Here is a 17230-nt window from a genome sequence, read left to right on the forward strand (position 1 = left end):
TCTTCGAAAATCAAATTCAAACCACGTCAACGTCGCCTTGCCGTAGGTATGTTACTGACTTCGTCAGTTCTATCCACAACCTCAAAACAGTGTTTTGAGCAACCTGAGGCTAGCTTCCTAGTTTGCTCTTTGATTTTCATTGAGTATAAAATTAGAAAGAAAAAATCATGTCACAACAAGAAGAAATGAAAAACCTAAGCCTCCTCGGCAACAAAGAAACCAACTATATTTTCGACTATCAACCAGAAGTTCTCGAATCCTTTGACAATCGTCATGTGGAAAATGACTATTTTATCAAATTTAACTGTCCTGAATTTACCTCCCTGTGCCCAATCACTGCTCAGCCAGACTTTGCGACCATTTATATTTCCTACATTCCTGACAAGCTCTGTGTTGAGTCGAAATCCCTCAAACTCTACCTCTTTAGCTACCGAAATCACGGAGATTTCCACGAAAACTGTATCAACACCATCGGGAAAGACTTGGTCAACTTGCTAGACCCTCGCTATTTAGAAGTCTGGGGAAAATTCACTCCACGCGGTGGTATTTCAATCGACCCCTACTACAACTACGGAAAGCCTGGAACTAAGTATGAAGGCTTGGCAGAACAACGCCTCTTCCAACACGACCTCTATCCAGAGAAAATTGACAACCGCTAATACTCTTCGAAAATCTCTTCAAACCGCGTCAACGTCGCCTTGCCGTATGTATGTTACTGACTTCGTCAGTTCTATCCACAACCTCAAAACAGTATTTTGAGCTGACTTCGTCAGTCTTATCTACAACCTCAAAGCAGTGCTTTGAGCAACCTGCGGCTAGTTTCCTAGTTTGCTATTTGATTTTCATTGAGTATAAACAGATACGAAAAAGCCCTGTTCCTCAAAACGAGGAGCAAGGCTTTTTGTGTTTCAATTATTCTTCTGTTCCAAGGAAATTTTTAGCAACAAGGGCTGCAAGAACTCCACCAGCGATTGGTGCAAGGATGAAAATCCAAACTTGTTGAAGGGCTGCGCCACCTACCAAGATAGCTGGAGCCAAGCTACGAGCTGGGTTCACTGAAAGTCCAGTAATGTTCAAGCCCACAAGAATCATTGCCATCAAGGACAAACCGATTACCAAGCCAGCAATCGCGCCATTGCCCTTGCTTTCTGAAGTCACGGTCATGATAACCAAGACAAACAAGAAGGTTGCGATGACTTCAAACAAGAAACCAGCAAAGACAGTGACCCCGTTTGCCAAGGCATTTTCACCAAGGCTAGCAGTTGACATACCTGAGTTTGCCAAGAGGAAGAAGACAGCGCCAGAAGCGATGAAAGCTCCAACAACTTGTCCAAGGATGTAGTTGACAAGGTCTTTTGATGACAAACGTTTGTTTACAAACATAGCAATCGAAACCGCTGGGTTCAAGTGGGCACCTGAAACAGTTCCGATTGAGTAAGCTGCAACTACGATTGCCAAACCAAAGGCAAAGGCAATCCCTAGGTGACCAAGGCTATCAAGACCATTTCCAAAAACAACAGCTCCTGTTCCGATGAACACAAGCATGAAAGTACCGATCAATTCAGCGACAAATTTTTTCATTTTCTTTCTCCTTTTTTCAAAAACTAGATACTAGTCTATCAAAAGAGGGAAAGGGTTTCAAGAAAATTGTTTGGAAATTTTTTGAAAATCATAGAACTATTAGCTTATCCCTAGTATTGAAAAGACTGGATAGCTTCTTTCAAGTCATCTTGTAAACTATTTCTCTGGTCAAGTTGGACATAGACTTCCAACAGACAGGATCTGAAGTTGGAAAATTTATAAAAATCCTCCCTTTCTTCTATCGGAAAGTCAACAGCTTTTATCCAAGAAGCTACTTGCTCTTGCTCCAACTTCCCTTGTAAAATAGGTTCATAGATCACTCTTGCTAAACGCCAATCCTCATCATCTGTAAAACGAATGGAAGTTCTTTTAAATAGTTGGCCAAGTATCTCAAATACTTCATGAACTCTGTTTTTAGGAAAGTCTGGATGACAAACCACCTTTGTCAGTAAATCGGCTCCATGTGCAAAAGCATGAACCCAACCATACTGACTTGAAAAACCTGTTGTATCCTTTTCTTTTGAAAGATAATACAAACCTTGATTTAAAAGGACATTACGAATTCCTGCATTTAATCCCTGATAAAAAACCGATTGCTGGTTGGCATCCGCAGACAAGAGATTTGCATAAATAAGCGCCCTAAAAGAACGTTCAAGTGTTGGCAGACCTACCTTATCAATCTCTTTATCTAGTCCTCCATCAGCTGAAACCACCTCAGCAATAAAATGAAATTGTTCCTGTGTAAATAGCTCTTCCTGAATTCCTCTAGCAAAGCTTGTAAAAACAAGATCATCGCGAATTTCTGGAGAAGGATCTCCCAAACGGTCAAGCAACCACTGGATTTCTTCCTCATGATAACTTGGTTGTTCTTCTGCTATTTTTCTGAGTAACTCTTGATACATGGTCAATACCTCTATATTTCTGGTAACTGTTCAAAAAGCCAGCCTTAAATGACTTAATATTGAATTCTTAATTAAATACAATCTGATATAAAATGACGTAAATAAGGATCAATATCAACTCTACAACAAGTTCAAATTTAACACCACGACCTCACAACGGCATTTTTGAAAATAGCTACGGCTAAGCTAAATATAATGACGCTTAACAAGCCCATAAACATCATTCTAGAACAACCTACTCTCCCAACTGGGCACTGTAGGCGATAATCTGGTCAACTGTGTCTGACAAGAACTGGATGGTATCACGGAGTGGTTTGTCTGTTGAAATATCGGCTCCGATAATCATAGCTGACTCAAGCGGTGTCTTGCTACCACCTGATTTGAGGAGATTGAGCCAGTCTTCAGCTCCAGTTTCTGAATGTTTCAGATGAAGGTAACCCGCAGTCGAGATGACTAGTCCTGCTGAGTAAGTGTAACTATACAAGCCCATGTAGTAGTGAGCTTGGCGCATCCAAGTCAGAGCCGCATCATCGTCAATTTCAATGGCATCTCCCCAGAAGTCTGTCAAAACTTCCTTCATAATGCTGTTGAGTTTGCTTGCTCCGAAGGTTTCCCCTTCTTCAATCAATGTATAAACCTTACGCTGGAAGGCTGCTTCCAAAAGGTGAGTGATAAAGTTATGGAAGTAGGTATCTGTCAAACGGTGAGCAAGAGCGAAGCGTTTTTGACGTGGGTCATCAGACTGGTGCTCCAAGTAATCACTTAAAAGCAATTCATTGAAGGTTGATGGCGCTTCGACATAGTAGGTCGACATATGGGCATTGAAGTAGCTCTGGTGATTATCTGAAAAGATGAATTGACCAGAATGCCCGATTTCATGAATCAAGGTATAGACATCACTCAAACGGCCTGTCCAGCTCATGAGGACATAAGGGTGTACGCGATATGGATCCGCCGCATAACCACCAGAATCCTTGCCACTATTGGCAGCAAAGTCCACCCAGCGCTCTTCTTGATAGCGAGCAACTTCCTGACAATATTCTTGCCCCAAAGGCTCTACCGACTTCATGACCAAGTCATAGGCATCGTCAATAGTCACTTTAGGATTAAGGGAGCTATCCAAGTCCAATTTCCAGTCAGCAAAAGTCATCTTTTCAAGACCATTCACCTTGGCAACATGCTTGAGGTATCTCTGAGCAACGGGTGCAAAATCCTTCATGATGAGGTCAATCTGACGATCAAACATGGCACGGTCCACTTCTTGCTCAGCCAGAAGATAGTCAAAAACAGAGTCGTAGCCCTTCATATCTGCCAAGATTTTTTCAGACTTGACTTGAGCTAAATAGGCTGCCGCAGCTGTATTTTGGTGCTTACGAAGTCCCTCTGAAAAGGAACGGAAGGATTTCTCGCGAACCTCAGCGTTCTCATGGTTTTGGTAGAAATTTTCATAGGTGACAAAGCTGTTTTTGTAGGTTTTGCCATGGGCCTCAAAGTCAGCCATTTCAAAATCCCCAGCTCGCATCTTAGTGTAAATGTCCTGTGGACTATAGAAAACTTCACCCAGATTGGTCAAGGCCTTCTCCACATCTGCCCCTAGATAGTGGGCTTTTTTGATTTTGGCCTGACGAATGGCTGCCGTCAAGTGAGGCAATTCACCCAAACGTTCTAAGACTTCCTCGTCTGCAGCCACCAGAGCATCGTCAAAGAAGGTCAAGGCTACGCTGGCATCTGTTTCAAATTCCATCCCAGCTTGGGCAATATTAGCAAATTCGTCATTGCTATAGTCTGTCGTCTGAGGCATAAAACCATAGTTGCCAATATGGCTCATCTGAATGTAAATTTGCTCCAATTCTGCAAAGGCCTTCTCGAAATCCTCAAAAGTATGAAGATGCCCCTTGTAGTCACGGCTAAATTGGTTGATATCTTCGCGAGCTTTCTCGATTGCACGCAAGAAATCCTCACGGTCTTGGTATAGGGCTGTTAAGTCCCAAAGTTCCTTTTCTGGAAATTCTGAACGGTGTTTTTGTTCCATTTTCTTCCTCTTATTTCTCTAATTCTAATAAAACACTAAGGGCTGATAAGGCGTAAAGTGGTGCCGTTTCTGCTCGTAGGATACGAGGACCTAGGCCTGCCAAGACAGCTCCTTTAGCTTCAAAACTCTCGATTTCTGCAGGTGAGAGACCGCCTTCTGGACCAAAGATAAAGAGCAGTTTAGCTCCTTTTTCAAGACCAGCGACTGCTTGTAAGAGCACAGCGGCTTCTCCCTCTTTAGCCGACTCTTCATAAGCCACTACGATAGAGTCAAACTGGTCTAGTTGGGCTAGAAAGTCTGCCTTTTTCTCAAAAAGCTGGATATTTGGGACCCGATTACGCTTGCTTTGCTCGGCTGCTCCAAGGGCTATTTTTTCTAGTTTTTCAACCTTTTTACCCAATTTCTTACCATCCCACTTAGCAACGGACCAATCGGCAGGAAAGCCCCAAATCTGGCTGGCACCCAGTTCTGTCACTTTTTGCGTGATGAACTCCAGCTTGTCTCCCTTGGGAAATCCAGATGCGATGGTCACTTGGATTGGTAGTTCCACATTGTCAGCTAGTTCCTCAACCAATTCAAACTGACGATTTTCCACATCCAGCACACGCGCCAAGCGCTTAATTCCATCATCAAAGACCAAAGTAACCTCATCATCTTCTTTCAAGCGCATAACCTGAAACATATGCTTGCTGGTTTCCTTGTCCTCGATGGTGACAGGAGAGATAGCACTGCCTTTTACAAAATACTGCTGCATGCTAGCCTCCAATCACACCTGAAATATCCTTGGTTTTCTTAAAGACACAGGCATTCCATTCTCCTTGAATCATGTGGGTTTCAAGGAAAAATCCAGCTGACTCAGCCGACTCGCGCACCATGTCCCACTTGTCCTTGATAATCCCACTCATGATGAGGTAGCCTTCATCCTTGACCAAACGATAAGCATCCTCTGTCAGATGAATGAGAATATCCGCTAAGATATTAGCCACGATGACATCTGCCTCGATTTCAACACCCTTAAGCAAATCTCCAGCAGCAACATGGATGTTTTCCATACCAGGGTTGAGCTCAATATTTTCCTGAGCAACTCGAACTGCTACATCATCCAGATCGTAGGCGAAGATTTCCTTGGCACCTAAAAGCGAGCTGGCAATAGAAAGGACTCCTGAACCAGTCCCCACATCCAGCACCGTTTCGCCACCACGAAGAACCTGCTCCAAGGCAAAAAGGCTCATCTTAGTGGTTGGATGTGTCCCAGTTCCGAAGGCCATACCAGGATCCAGCTTGATAATCTTTTCTCCCGCAGTCGCCTCATAGTCTGTCCAAGACGGCACGATAGTCAAGTCATGAGTGATACGAGCTGGCTCATAGTATTTCTTCCAGTTGTCTGCCCAGTCTTCCTCAGCCAAGGCAGTCGTCCCCATCTTGACCTCACCCAGATCCATAAAGTCTGTCAATTCTGCCAGGCGAGCCTGCAAATCTGCTTCAACCGCTGCTATATCAATCGTATCAGGGTAGTAGGCCGTCACTACAATTTCTTCCTGTTGCTCGACCTCAGGGAAAATCTCACCAAAACGATCCACATTCCCCACATAGTCCATACTATCTTCGATCGCAACACCTTGAGCACCTAGCTCAATCAAGAGATTGGAGACCAGCTCCTCCCCCTCACGCTTAACTGTAACTTTTAACTCTTGCCATGTTTCCATCATTAAGATACCAAGCCCATAAAACACACAGCCAAATAGGAAATTCTCTGAAGACGCTTGTGTCTAAGAGACATTTATCTTTTTGGCACAGTGTTTAGGGCGGGTTCAGTTTAGAAATGTAACCGAACCATCCTTTCTAATCACTTACTTTTAAATAATCTTTTAATCTCTCTTGTAATTGAGGCACAACTTGACTGGAACTAAGAAACTCCTCCACATTCATGAGTTGATAGCCCTGTCCTTCATCACCAAATACGATACTGTCAAACTGCTCCTGTGTCAACTTGCCAACTAGAAAAACGGATTGCTTATCCGCAAAAAGCATGCTCGGATAAACCTTCGCCCAAAGCAGACAATCCTCAGTCAGATGAATTCCCAGCTCTTCATAAACTTCACGCGCCGCGCACTCAAAAGGACTTTCATCACCTTCACGTCCACCACCTGGCAGTTCCCACATATTGGGCCAGGGAATGCTTGCCTTATCATCGCGTAAGATAGTCAAGAGCTTATCACCACAAAACAAAGCAATCTTGCAGCCTGTGAAATCAGAAATTTCTATTTCCATATCAGACTTCTAGTATCTCGGATAAGGATAAAATTCTCCCTCTTCCAAGCCAACTTTTCCTTCTTCAAAGACTTCTTGGTTCCATTCCATGACAAATTCTTCTGCTTCTGGGTCTTCCAAAAAGTCCATGAGGGCATCCAACCCAACCTCAGCAGTATCTTTAAGAAAAAGGGAAAAATAAGCTAAAAACTCACGAGAAAATCCTTTTTTAGGTAGATAAGGGATAACAGTCAAATAATCTTCCTCATTGACGGTTGACTTGGCAGGATTGTAAAAAAGTACTGCTTCTTCAAAGAGGATATCGTCTGATGAAACCTCTCCATCCTCGTCCACCATCTCCACACCTGCAGCGTTTTGCGCCTCTAGTAGAAAACTCACTTCAACCGCGTGGTTGCGCTTGTCCCAACTAATCTCAAAGTCGAAGGGAAAATTCTTCTCCAATTCTTCCTCTAAAACATCTAAAAATCCATATGTTGCCATTTTGTCCTCTTTCTATGCGACTCTTTAATCGCCCCGATTACTCGGAAATGTGCTAAAATAGATACTACCATCTTACCACATATACATCAGAAAATCCACGCTAGAAAGGACTGCTATGCCAGACAATCTCGCGCTTCGTATGCGCCCTAAAACCATCGATCAGGTCATTGGTCAGGAACATCTGGTCGGACAAGGAAAAATCATCCGCCGCATGGTGGAAGCCAACCGCCTGTCTTCCATGATTCTCTACGGACCTCCTGGAATCGGCAAGACCAGTATTGCTTCTGCCATCGCTGGGACTACTAAGTATGCCTTTCGTACCTTCAATGCGACAGTTGACAGTAAAAAACGACTGCAAGAAATCGCGGAAGAGGCTAAATTTTCCGGGGGTCTCGTCCTATTGCTAGACGAGATTCATAGACTAGATAAAACCAAGCAAGACTTCCTCTTGCCTCTCTTGGAAAGTGGACTGGTCATCATGATTGGCGCTACGACTGAAAATCCTTTCTTTTCTGTCACTCCTGCCATTCGTAGCCGTGTTCAAATTTTTGAGTTGGAACCTCTGTCTAACCAAGACGTCAAAGAGGCCCTGCAGATAGCTCTAAGTAACCCTGAGCGTGGTTTTGATTTTCCAGTAGAACTAGATGAGGATGCGCTGGATTTCATTGCTACCTCTACAAACGGAGACCTTCGCTCTGCCTTCAACTCACTGGATTTGGCAGTTCTTTCTACCCCTGAGAATGACAAGGGCATTCGCCATATCACCCTAGACATCATGGAAAATAGCCTGCAGCGGAGCTACATTACCATGGATAAGGACGGAGATGGCCACTATGATGTTCTCTCAGCCCTGCAAAAGTCTATCCGTGGCTCAGATGTGGATGCTAGTCTTCACTATGCTGCCCGCTTGATTGAGGCTGGTGATTTGCCAAGTCTCGCTCGTCGTTTGACTGTTATCGCTTATGAAGATATCGGTTTGGCCAATCCTGAAGCTCAGATTCACACCGTGACTGCTCTGGATGCTGCACAAAGGATTGGATTCCCAGAAGCCCGCATTCTCATTGCCAATATCGTGATTGATTTAGCCCTTTCTCCAAAATCCAACTCAGCCTATGTAGCTATGGACAAGGCACTTGCCGACCTCAAAACATCAGGGCATTTGCCTATTCCTCGGCACCTGCGTGATGGGCACTACAGTGGAAGCAAGGAACTGGGGAATGCCCAAGACTATCTCTATCCACACAACTATCCTGGAAATTGGGTCAAGCAAGACTATCTGCCAGAAAAAATTCGTAGTCATCACTATTTCCAAGCAGAAGATACTGGTAAATATGAACGGGCTTTGGCTCAAAGAAAGGAAGCTATCGACCGTTTGCGAAAAATCTGAAATCCTTTTCAAAAAATTGCACTTTCCTCTTGATTTTTTTTGAAAAAGTGGTATCATATAAACATAGAAACGCTGTGGTGTACGACTTCACACTTAAGTGTTGACCGACTATTTTTTGTATTATTAGGGAAACAAAAGTCTTCTAACAGCATGTAGGCCGTCTCACACGGAAACAGCTTCAGTTAGAGCGAGTTGCCCACCTGCTTAATTGCGCGGGTTCAATACAAACCGTGAAGTTTCGGCACCAATACAGCTTTTTTCTTTGCCTCCTTAGCTCAGCTGGCAGAGCAGCGGACTCTTAATCCGTGGGTCACAGGTTCGATCCCTGTAGGGGGCATCTACATACAACAGGAAAAAGCCTTGTAAATCAAGGCTTTTTTTGCTTGTCTATAACTGATTTACCCCATCATTTGTCCCACATTTTAAATCTATCTTTTCTTTTTGAATCAAATTACATCTTTACAAATAGTGTAAAGTCAGTTACTTTTGCTTTGATGCCATACAATATTTTCATGTAGAGAAGACAAATTTTATCTTCTCTTTTTATTTTCAAAATAATAAAAACTGATTTTCTTTTCATAAATCAGACTGAAACTTCCAAATTTTCCATTTTGTTTATTGATATTTCCTCTAAAAAGGTGTATAATATTTTTATTATCAAACTATACTATACTATATAGGGGGTATTGAAATGAAATTTTCTAATCGTTTATCGCTATTCCTTGCAGGAGTTGTTTTTGTCCTTTTAGGACTTTTCCTATTTACAAACCCAGTAGCTAATCTTGTTGCTTACAGCTGGTGGATTGCATTTGGTTTACTGGTTTCTTCTATAGCAGCTATTTTAGGCTATTTCTCTGTACCAAAAGAGCTTCGCTCACCAGCTCATCTTTTCCAAGGGATTGTTAATCTTCTCTTAGCTCTTTACCTCGTTGCCTATGGCTTTGTGACGCTGCCAGTTGTCATTCCAACTATTTTAGGAATTTGGTTAATTGTAGAAGCCATTATAGTTTTCTTTAAAGGCAATCGTCTGGGATTGATTTTCCCTATTATTGGCAACCATATCATGTGGATAGCGTTGCTTGCATTTTTACTAGGTCTAGTGATTTTGTTCAATCCAGTAGCTACAAGTGTCTTTGTCGTTTATGTCGTTGCCTTTGCATTTTTAATTGTTGGTTTCACCTATATCCTTGATGCCTTTCGTAAATAATCTAGCTGCCATTTTGGGCATATTAAAATAGCTGGGAAGTTACATTCTCAGCTTTTTCTGTTGCCTCCTTAGCTCAGTTGGTAGAGCAGTAGACTCTTAAGCTATGGGGCGCAGGTTCGAGCCCTGCAGGGGGCACATCTAAATCAACAGAAATAAGCCTTGAAACCAAGGCTTTTTTTAACGTCTAATAGCTTTTTGTAGAAAAGTATTTAAAAATAAAAGAGAAGAGAATCTCTCACTCTCTTCTCAGTATATCTTATTAAATTTAGTTTTTCTTAATCTAGCTGATTTTCCTTTGCAACGACAAATTCCTTAACCAATCGATAGATAACAGCAAATATCGGTGTAAAGAATATCATCCCAAGTAAGCCAAAGAGATTGCCTCCAATACTAGCAGCCGCAAGCGTGAAAATAGCTGGCAAACCAATAGATTGACCTACAACTCTAGGATAAATAAGGTTTCCTTCAATCAGCTGTATAACTTGATATAGAAGAAGAGAAAGTAAGGCTTGAGTAGGACTCACTGTGAAGATAAAAATCGCTCCCACAACACAAGCAATCATAGGCCCTACATAAGGAATGAACGATAGCACTCCTGCAAATATACCTGTCATTACCCCATAAGGTAGTCCAAACAGGCTGTAGCCAACCGCTATCATAACTCCTATGATGACTGCTTCAATCAGCTGACTCATCAAAAATTGGTCATAAGTCTCTAGTGCTACTTGTCCAATGTAAGTTAACTTTGTCACCACTTTCTCTGGAAATATAACTTTTAGAAGTCTACTCGTCATCGCTGCCAGATGTTCCTTACTGGATAAAAATAAAAAGGTGAAGACTATAATCAAAAAGGCATTCATCAAACTTGAAAAAATATTGCCGATATTACTAGTCAGACCTGATAAAAAACCTATCAAAGCTTGGCTAATAGAGCTAGACTGTCCCTGTATGCCTGATACGATAGTTGACAACATGTCTTTGGTTACAAATTCCGAGCTGCCTAGCAATTTCCCAAGTTGAGTAAGGACTGTTGAAAGGACTGTTCCCAGCTGACTAATAGTCTGGGCTAGGGTTGGCAGCACCAAAACCAAAAGAGCAATCACGATTAAGATAAGAGCTAGGAAAACAAGTACCATGGCAATCGGACGACGCAACTCTGCCTTTACCTTCAATTTAACTAAGTACTGTTCAATTTTTTTCATAGGAACATTAAGCACAAAAGCAATAACAGCACCATAAATCAAGGTTGATATTACATCAAAGAGAGAGATTGCTCCTGATATAAAGCTCGATGCATTCAGAATTACAAGAGCAACCAGCCCTATAAAAAGGATTAACGGGGTGTATTTTTTTACTAAGTTCATAAATTCTCCTTAATAAACATGTTTAGATACGACTATACTATTTGGTTTTTCAAACTCTCGATTAAGGTAGGCTTGGTAAGTTCCTGGAGCGATAAATCCTTTGGGTGAGAGGATATCGGTGCCAGCCTGACCGACTATGGTATCAGCCAAGAGCACACAGTTTGTAGATAAGACAAAGTAGGATTTAAACTTAGATTTGATAAATTTATAAAGTTCCCCATCTGTCTCATGTCTGATTTTATAAGCGTAGGTGTAGTCTTCCTTACCATCACCTGTCATGATTTTATCTGCACTTGGCTCCCATGGAATCGTCAGTTGTTTCAATTCAGCCAACTTTTTCTGAACTGCTTTTTCCATTTCAGGCGTCAAATCTATCCCATAACCAAAAAGCGTTTTTTGACTCTCACGTTTACATAGGTCAATGTACTTGTCACGATCACAGAAATATAAGACACCATCTCCTACCATGCCAAATAAGGTCTCAGAAGACGGATCATAGTTGCCATAAGAAATAACACGGCCTTGATAGCAGATATCCACATGACCAATTGCCGAAAACAGAGAGGTCTCAGCTGTATGAACAAAAATTTCAAGCTCCGCTGTCTTACCAGACTTCACTATTCCAAGATGGATATCTTCTTCCTCATCAGCATTTTCCAGCATAAATTTGTTAACTTTTGCTAAAGTTCTTGCAGGGATGAGAGCGGCTAGGACAATAGGTAAGCTAATTCTAATGCGACGTTTGAGATGGTTTTTCCCAATTTCCTCCTCAAACAAGAAACCATCACGGATATTGGACACACCATAAAGGAAAAAATAAGCCCCTAATACAAAGAGTTGAAAGACAGAATTTCCTGTAGAGGACAAAAGACTAGTCCCACCAAGAAAAACTAGTACGAGTCCATCTAGTAAGAGACGAAAACGAGGTCGAATTTTGTTTTTGCGGTAGAGAACATAGGTGACAAGGTTAATACTAGCATGAAAAATCTGATAAACTCCAATCACAAGAGCCAAAATATAAATCGGCACATCCGTCGCAAGATTGGAGCCAAGCAAATATCCCAGCACTAACAATTTAACCAGTGCAACTCCCAAGGTGTCCGTTGACTGACTTTTTTTGAAAATACGTAATACTAAATCTAAGACCGTTGCTATCCAAGCTAAAAACAGAACCAGTCGAATAACCTTTACTGGCAACCAAGTCCCCGTGACCATCAAGATGAGACCTAGCAGAACAAACAAGAACCCCTGAGCAAGTAATTTCTTACCTGTCAGACCTAAAGATAGAATTTTCGCCATATAAAAACCTTTCAACAATAAAAATTAAACACTCCGATTAAACTGACTAGTAAATAGCCAACACTACAAACAGCCTGTGCCAGCAACATATGGTGACTAGAAATGACTGTAGTAATGTCACCATCTTGTCTTATGCACTTCTAAAATTTGTTATATTGATTAGAAGCCAGAGCTTATAAAAACTAGCTAAACTCGAGAGATAGACACAATTGCGACGAAAAAATGTATAACCAATTCAACTTGTTAAGGTAAGAAAGCATTATTTCCAATCTATTAATTATTCATCTATTACCTATTATGACACAATATTCCCTATAGTTCAACTTTTTACTTGTTTTTATATTACACGGACTAAAAAGTTTTCAACAGTTGATTGCATTTGTTTTAATAAGTTTTAACCTTTCTTGGTTAGATAAAAAAAGAACCATACAGTTTAGAATCTGTATGGTTTTTGCCCCACTTTTGTCCCATTTTTAAATCATGACATTGAAAATACCTAAAATCACTTATATTTCAATATTTTTAATTGCTCTCAATATGAAAGTCCTTTCCAAATCCCTGTAGGGGGCATCTAAATACAACAGGAAAAAGCCTTGATTTACAAGGCTTTTTTGTGTATCTGTTCTACTTTTGGTCAACTAATGGATATCAACGGTATAATTTTATGAACACCCTTCCCAGACAGCTCTAATCTGATTGCACTCAAAATTTTTTAAAATTTAAAACAAAAGACTTGCTTTTCTTTTAATTTATGTTATACTTGTTCTTGTATCTGATACAAGTTTATTAAGAGAGGGATTCATATGGATACAAAATTCTCAGTTGCTTTGCATATCTTAACAATGATTAGTGAAAGCAAGGAAACCTTAAGTTCTCAAGCACTAGCTATTAGTGTTGGGACTAACGCTAGTTACATTCGAAAAGTGATTGCCTTATTGAAAAATGCAGATTTGATTCATTCCCAGCAAGGAAAAACAGGTTATCAACTCAGTAAGTCTCCAAAGAAAATGACTTTACTAGAGATCTACTATGCTACTCAAGAAATCAATCACATTAGTTTATTCCCTGTTCATCAAAATAGCAATCCTGATTGCCCTGTTGGAAAACATATCCAAGGAGCAGTTTCACCGCTTTTCGCTAGTGCCGAATCTCAATTAGAGAAGGAATTAGCAAATCAAACTTTAGAAGATGTCATTGACAATCTATATAAACAAGCTAAACAAGTCCGAAACTGATTTGATAACAAGTCAGTTTTTACTGGAAATAACATATACTTGTATCAGATACAGGTATAAAATCATATAGAAAAAGAAAAGAGAAATCACATGAAAGCCGCACAACACACTACTTATAACAAAAACAATATCACACTGAACATCACAGAAATCGCTAAACCAAGTATTACAGACAAACAAGTATTGGTGAAAGTCACCGCAGCCGGTGTTAATCCTCTCGATAACATGATCTCTCGTGGTGAGGTCAAGATGATTGTTCCTTACAAACTTCCTCAAACTGCAGGTAACGAGGTCGGTGGGATCGTTGAAAGCATTGGCAAGCAAGTTGACAACTTTCAGATAGGAGACCGTGTCTTTGGCCGTCTGCCACTTGATCATATCGGCGCCTTTGCAGAATACGTAGCTGTCGATAGCCAAGCCTTAGCCAAGGTTCCAGACTATCTATCAGACGAGGAGGCTGCTTCTGTTCCTCTTACTGCCTTGACCATTATACAGGCTCTTGAACTCATGGGCGCTCAAGCTGGGAAAACGATCTTTATTTCTGGTGGGACTGGTGGTGTCGGTGGAATGGCCATTCCAATTGCCAAGGCCAAAGGTTTGAAGGTCATCACCAACGGTTCTGGATATAGTGCTGAGCGTGTGTTGAACCTTGGAGCAGATAGATTTATCGATTACAAAACAGAGGATTATACAAAAACTGTTAGCCAGGTTGATTATGTCCTCGATACTCTCGGTGGAGCTGAAACTGAGAAACAAATGTCTATCATGAAAAAAGGTGGTCATCTTGTTTCCCTCCGTGCCATGCCAAACGGTGCCTTTGCTAAACGCATGAATCTACCAAAATGGAAACAAATTTTACTTGGCTTAGCAAGTCGCAAATTTGATAAGATGGCGGAAAAATATGGCGTCCACTACCATTTTATATTTGTAGAAAGCAATGGCGCTCAATTACAAGAGGTAGCTGACCTCTTTAGTAAATTAGAAATCAAACCCTCTATCGATACAGTTTATCCATTTGAAGAGGTAAATAGCGCATTAGACAAGGTCGCTAATGGTCGCTCACGTGGAAAAACAGTCCTCAGCTTTAAGAAATAAAAAGGAAAACACAATGTCATATATTACTACAAAAAATCATTGGTCTGTCACTAGAAAACGTTTCAGGTCTTTTGGGAATCGACGGTGGTTTCTTCTCAAATCTTAAAGAAAAAATCGTTAACAGCGATGACGTAACAAGTGGTGTTAACGTAGAAGTTGGTAAAACACAAGTTGCAGTTGACTTAAACGTTATTGTTGAGTACCAAAAAAATGTTCCAGCTTTATATTCAGAAATCAGAGAAATCGTATCTTCAGAAGTTGCTAAAATGACTGACTTGGAAGTTGTTGAAATCAACGTAAACGTTGTCGACATCAAAACTAAAGAACAACATGAAGCAGACTCAGTAAGCCTTCAAGATCGCGTATCTGACGTTGCTGAATCAACAGGAGAATTCGCTTCAGAACAATTCGAAAAAGCTAAATCTGGTCTTGGATCTGGTTTCTCAACTGTTCAAGAAAAAGTTAGCGAAGGTGTAGAAGCTGTTAAAGGTGCAGCAACTGGTGTAGTATCTCACGAAAACACTCGTGTAAACTAAGATAAAATAAATATAACAGGAGAAATTATCATGTCAGTAGAAGAAAAATTAAATCAAGCTAAAGGTTCTATTAAAGAAGGTGTTGGGAAAGCCATCGGTGATGAAAAAATGGAAAAAGAAGGAGCAGCTGAAAAAGTTGTTTCTAAAGTAAAAGAAGTCGCCGAAGATGCCAAAGACGCTGTAGAAGGTGCTGTAGAAGGTATCAAAAACATGTTGAGTGGCGACGATAAATAAGGTTAAAAGTTACTTTATCTTTTTAGTAACATTAGTCAAAAGAGTCTGAGTCAAGATGATTCTCAGAAAACAAAAAGCTAGAGATTTCCAATTGCGGAACTCTAGCTTTTTAATTTTGCCTCTTTCTCTTATTATATTTCAGCAGGTTGTTGGCCATGAGTACGAATCCCATGTCAATTCTCACTTGATTCTTACCTCTCAGATGACATCTCTTATAACCCAAACAAACCTTTATCTGCCCAAAGACAGATTTCATATCAATCTTACGTTTAGCGAAAATTTGTCTACCCTTGGAAGATAAAAGTACCTGATATTCTTTAGTTTTTAAACACTGGTAACGTTCATTCATATACAGTCCCTTTTGAGGGGCTGATTCAGGTTCATCATCGCAGTCAACATTGATTTCAAGGCTGTTTGCTTTCTATCTCCCCTTTTTCATGATGTATTTCCGTTCAGGTGCTTCAATCATTTGAACGATTTCAAATCCTTCTTTTTGATAGAGGTGTTTGGCTGCTTGATTTGCCTCGAAGACATTTAGAGAAATAGTATCTATGTCTTCATTTTCAAAGACCAAACTAACAAATTTCCTTAAAGCCTGACTACCTAAGCCTTGCCCCTGTTTCTGGGGATTGAGAAAAAATCTCCCGATATGAAGATTCCTACCTTCTTGCCTGATTTTCTGGATAAGTCCCACAAACTCTTGTCCATCAAAAATTGAAAAGATTCCTTCCAAATCTTGCAAGGCTTGAAGGGTCAGAGGAAAAGGAATCTTTGGTCCCATCCATTGTTCTTGAAAGGATTTGCCAAGGGAGTTAGACCATTGGTATACGAATTGAGCATTTTCTATGCTCACCTTTTCTTCAAAACGAATTGTCATCTTGACCTCACTATCTTGTTTATGTTTCTCCATTATACTACTTCTCCTATTTTTTACGAATAGATAAGTATGATTGATATTTATTTTTTTCTTGTCGGGAGCATTCTCGCTTCCTTTCTTGGTTTGGTCATTGACCGTTTTCCTGAGCAATCCATTATCCTACCAGCTAGCCACTGCGATGCCTGTCAGACTCGCTTGCGGCCGTTGGATTTGATTCCTATCCTCTCGCAGGTCTTTAATCGCTTTCACTGTCGCTACTGCAAAGTTCGCTATCCTGTCTGGTATGCCCTTTTTGAATTGGGCTTGGGGCTCCTCTTTCTGACTTGGTCTTGGGGCTGGATTTCCATAGGACAAGTCATCCTCATCACTGCTGGCTTGACCTTGGGCATCTACGACTTTCGCCATCAGGAATATCCCTTGCTGGTCTGGATGGCTTTCCACCTACTCCTCATGGCTTTCTGTGGTTGGAATCTAGTCATGGTCTTCTTCCCTGCCCTTGGAATTTTGGCGCATTTTATCGATATTCGCATGGGCGCAGGGGATTTTCTCTTTTTAGCTTCTTGTTCTCTTATCTTTAGCGTAACCGAATTACTCATCTTAATTCAGTTTGCTTCTGCGACGGGCATTCTGGCCTTTCTCCTGCAAAAGAAAAAGGAAAGACTTCCTTTCGTGCCTTTCCTCTTACTGGCTACTTGCGTGATTATTTTGGGTAAGCTACTGCTTGTTTGAT

At 40.9% G+C, this 17230-nt stretch carries 17 protein-coding genes, 2 tRNA genes and 2 pseudogenes; 10 read left to right on the plus strand and 11 right to left on the minus strand.

Annotated features, from left to right (window positions below):
- The first annotated feature begins 167 nt into the window (after positions 1-167).
- The gene (gene queF / locus WKI23_RS02630; RefSeq protein ID WP_000082579.1) at positions 168-659 is read left to right on the plus strand and encodes a preQ(1) synthase; all 492 of its coding nucleotides are present in this window, start codon (positions 168-170) and stop codon (positions 657-659) included.
- 253 nt (positions 660-912) lie between these two features.
- Here the strand turns inward: queF and WKI23_RS02635 are convergent, their stop codons facing one another.
- The 7 genes from WKI23_RS02635 to WKI23_RS02665 all read right to left on the minus strand — a co-directional run bounded on the left by WKI23_RS02635 (position 913) and on the right by WKI23_RS02665 (position 7266).
- Positions 913-1581: an MIP/aquaporin family protein gene (locus WKI23_RS02635; RefSeq protein ID WP_368078863.1), complete on the minus strand. Its 669-nt coding sequence runs from the start codon at positions 1579-1581 to the stop codon at positions 913-915.
- Between the two features lie 110 nt (positions 1582-1691).
- Positions 1692-2483, minus strand: a complete 792-nt coding sequence (locus WKI23_RS02640; protein ID WP_368078864.1) for a DUF2785 domain-containing protein — start codon at positions 2481-2483, stop codon at positions 1692-1694.
- Positions 2484-2718: 235 nt separating this feature from the next.
- A complete protein-coding gene (pepF, locus tag WKI23_RS02645) occupies positions 2719-4515 on the minus strand; it encodes an oligoendopeptidase F (protein WP_368078865.1) in 1797 nt (598 codons plus the stop codon).
- 10 nt (positions 4516-4525) lie between these two features.
- Entirely contained in the window at positions 4526-5269 is a 744-nt protein-coding gene (locus WKI23_RS02650) for a 16S rRNA (uracil(1498)-N(3))-methyltransferase (RefSeq protein ID WP_368078866.1), read from the minus strand.
- A 1-nt stretch (position 5270) separates the two neighbouring features.
- The gene (gene prmA / locus WKI23_RS02655) at positions 5271-6221 is read right to left on the minus strand and encodes a 50S ribosomal protein L11 methyltransferase (protein WP_368078920.1); all 951 of its coding nucleotides are present in this window, start codon (positions 6219-6221) and stop codon (positions 5271-5273) included.
- 136 nt (positions 6222-6357) lie between these two features.
- Positions 6358-6786: an NUDIX hydrolase gene (locus WKI23_RS02660; protein WP_368078867.1), complete on the minus strand. Its 429-nt coding sequence runs from the start codon at positions 6784-6786 to the stop codon at positions 6358-6360.
- A gap of 9 nt (positions 6787-6795) precedes the next feature.
- On the minus strand, positions 6796-7266 hold the full coding sequence (locus tag WKI23_RS02665; RefSeq protein WP_368078868.1) for a DUF3013 family protein: 471 nt from the start codon (positions 7264-7266) through the stop codon (positions 6796-6798).
- Positions 7267-7381: 115 nt separating this feature from the next.
- Here WKI23_RS02665 and WKI23_RS02670 point away from each other — a divergent pair, with 115 nt between their 5' ends.
- The 4 genes from WKI23_RS02670 to WKI23_RS02685 all read left to right on the plus strand — a co-directional run bounded on the left by WKI23_RS02670 (position 7382) and on the right by WKI23_RS02685 (position 9995).
- Entirely contained in the window at positions 7382-8653 is a 1272-nt protein-coding gene (locus WKI23_RS02670; protein WP_368078869.1) for a replication-associated recombination protein A, read from the plus strand.
- A 264-nt stretch (positions 8654-8917) separates the two neighbouring features.
- A tRNA-Lys gene (locus WKI23_RS02675) sits at positions 8918-8990 on the plus strand.
- A 354-nt stretch (positions 8991-9344) separates the two neighbouring features.
- Positions 9345-9860: a DUF308 domain-containing protein gene (locus WKI23_RS02680; protein WP_000672744.1), complete on the plus strand. Its 516-nt coding sequence runs from the start codon at positions 9345-9347 to the stop codon at positions 9858-9860.
- 62 nt (positions 9861-9922) lie between these two features.
- Positions 9923-9995: transfer RNA gene (locus tag WKI23_RS02685), tRNA-Lys, on the plus strand.
- Positions 9996-10135: 140 nt separating this feature from the next.
- Here the strand turns inward: WKI23_RS02685 and WKI23_RS02690 are convergent.
- Together WKI23_RS02690 and WKI23_RS02695 are read right to left on the minus strand one after the other, a co-directional pair.
- A complete protein-coding gene (locus WKI23_RS02690; RefSeq protein ID WP_180364067.1) occupies positions 10136-11224 on the minus strand; it encodes an AI-2E family transporter in 1089 nt (362 codons plus the stop codon).
- Between the two features lie 9 nt (positions 11225-11233).
- Positions 11234-12523, minus strand: a complete 1290-nt coding sequence (locus tag WKI23_RS02695) for a hypothetical protein (protein WP_004256070.1) — start codon at positions 12521-12523, stop codon at positions 11234-11236.
- Positions 12524-13326: 803 nt separating this feature from the next.
- On the opposite strand from WKI23_RS02695, the gene WKI23_RS02700 reads away from it, so the two are divergent.
- The 4 genes and pseudogenes from WKI23_RS02700 (at position 13327) to WKI23_RS02715 (ending at position 15623) form a co-directional block, all read left to right on the plus strand.
- Entirely contained in the window at positions 13327-13758 is a 432-nt protein-coding gene (locus WKI23_RS02700) for an Rrf2 family transcriptional regulator (protein WP_000379854.1), read from the plus strand.
- A 90-nt stretch (positions 13759-13848) separates the two neighbouring features.
- The gene (locus WKI23_RS02705) at positions 13849-14853 is read left to right on the plus strand and encodes an NADP-dependent oxidoreductase (protein ID WP_261266856.1); all 1005 of its coding nucleotides are present in this window, start codon (positions 13849-13851) and stop codon (positions 14851-14853) included.
- A 23-nt stretch (positions 14854-14876) separates the two neighbouring features.
- Positions 14877-15389: pseudogene (locus tag WKI23_RS02710) on the plus strand (Asp23/Gls24 family envelope stress response protein); the annotation flags it as partial.
- Between the two features lie 30 nt (positions 15390-15419).
- Positions 15420-15623 (plus strand): CsbD family protein, encoded by a 204-nt coding sequence (locus WKI23_RS02715; protein WP_000109954.1) that lies wholly within the window; start codon positions 15420-15422, stop codon positions 15621-15623.
- A gap of 109 nt (positions 15624-15732) precedes the next feature.
- Here WKI23_RS02715 and WKI23_RS02720 read toward each other — a convergent pair.
- Both WKI23_RS02720 and WKI23_RS02725 read right to left on the minus strand, forming a co-directional pair.
- A pseudogene (locus tag WKI23_RS02720) lies at positions 15733-16029 on the minus strand (transposase); the annotation flags it as partial.
- A gap of 15 nt (positions 16030-16044) precedes the next feature.
- On the minus strand, positions 16045-16500 hold the full coding sequence (locus WKI23_RS02725; RefSeq protein ID WP_368078922.1) for a GNAT family N-acetyltransferase: 456 nt from the start codon (positions 16498-16500) through the stop codon (positions 16045-16047).
- Between the two features lie 69 nt (positions 16501-16569).
- Here WKI23_RS02725 and WKI23_RS02730 point away from each other — a divergent pair, with 69 nt between their 5' ends.
- Positions 16570-17229, plus strand: coding sequence for a prepilin peptidase (locus WKI23_RS02730; RefSeq protein ID WP_368078870.1), 660 nt, complete (start codon positions 16570-16572; stop codon positions 17227-17229).
- Position 17230 lies beyond the last annotated feature (1 nt).

Source organism: Streptococcus pseudopneumoniae (assembly GCF_038148955.1).
Lineage (GTDB): Bacteria > Bacillota > Bacilli > Lactobacillales > Streptococcaceae > Streptococcus > Streptococcus pseudopneumoniae_T.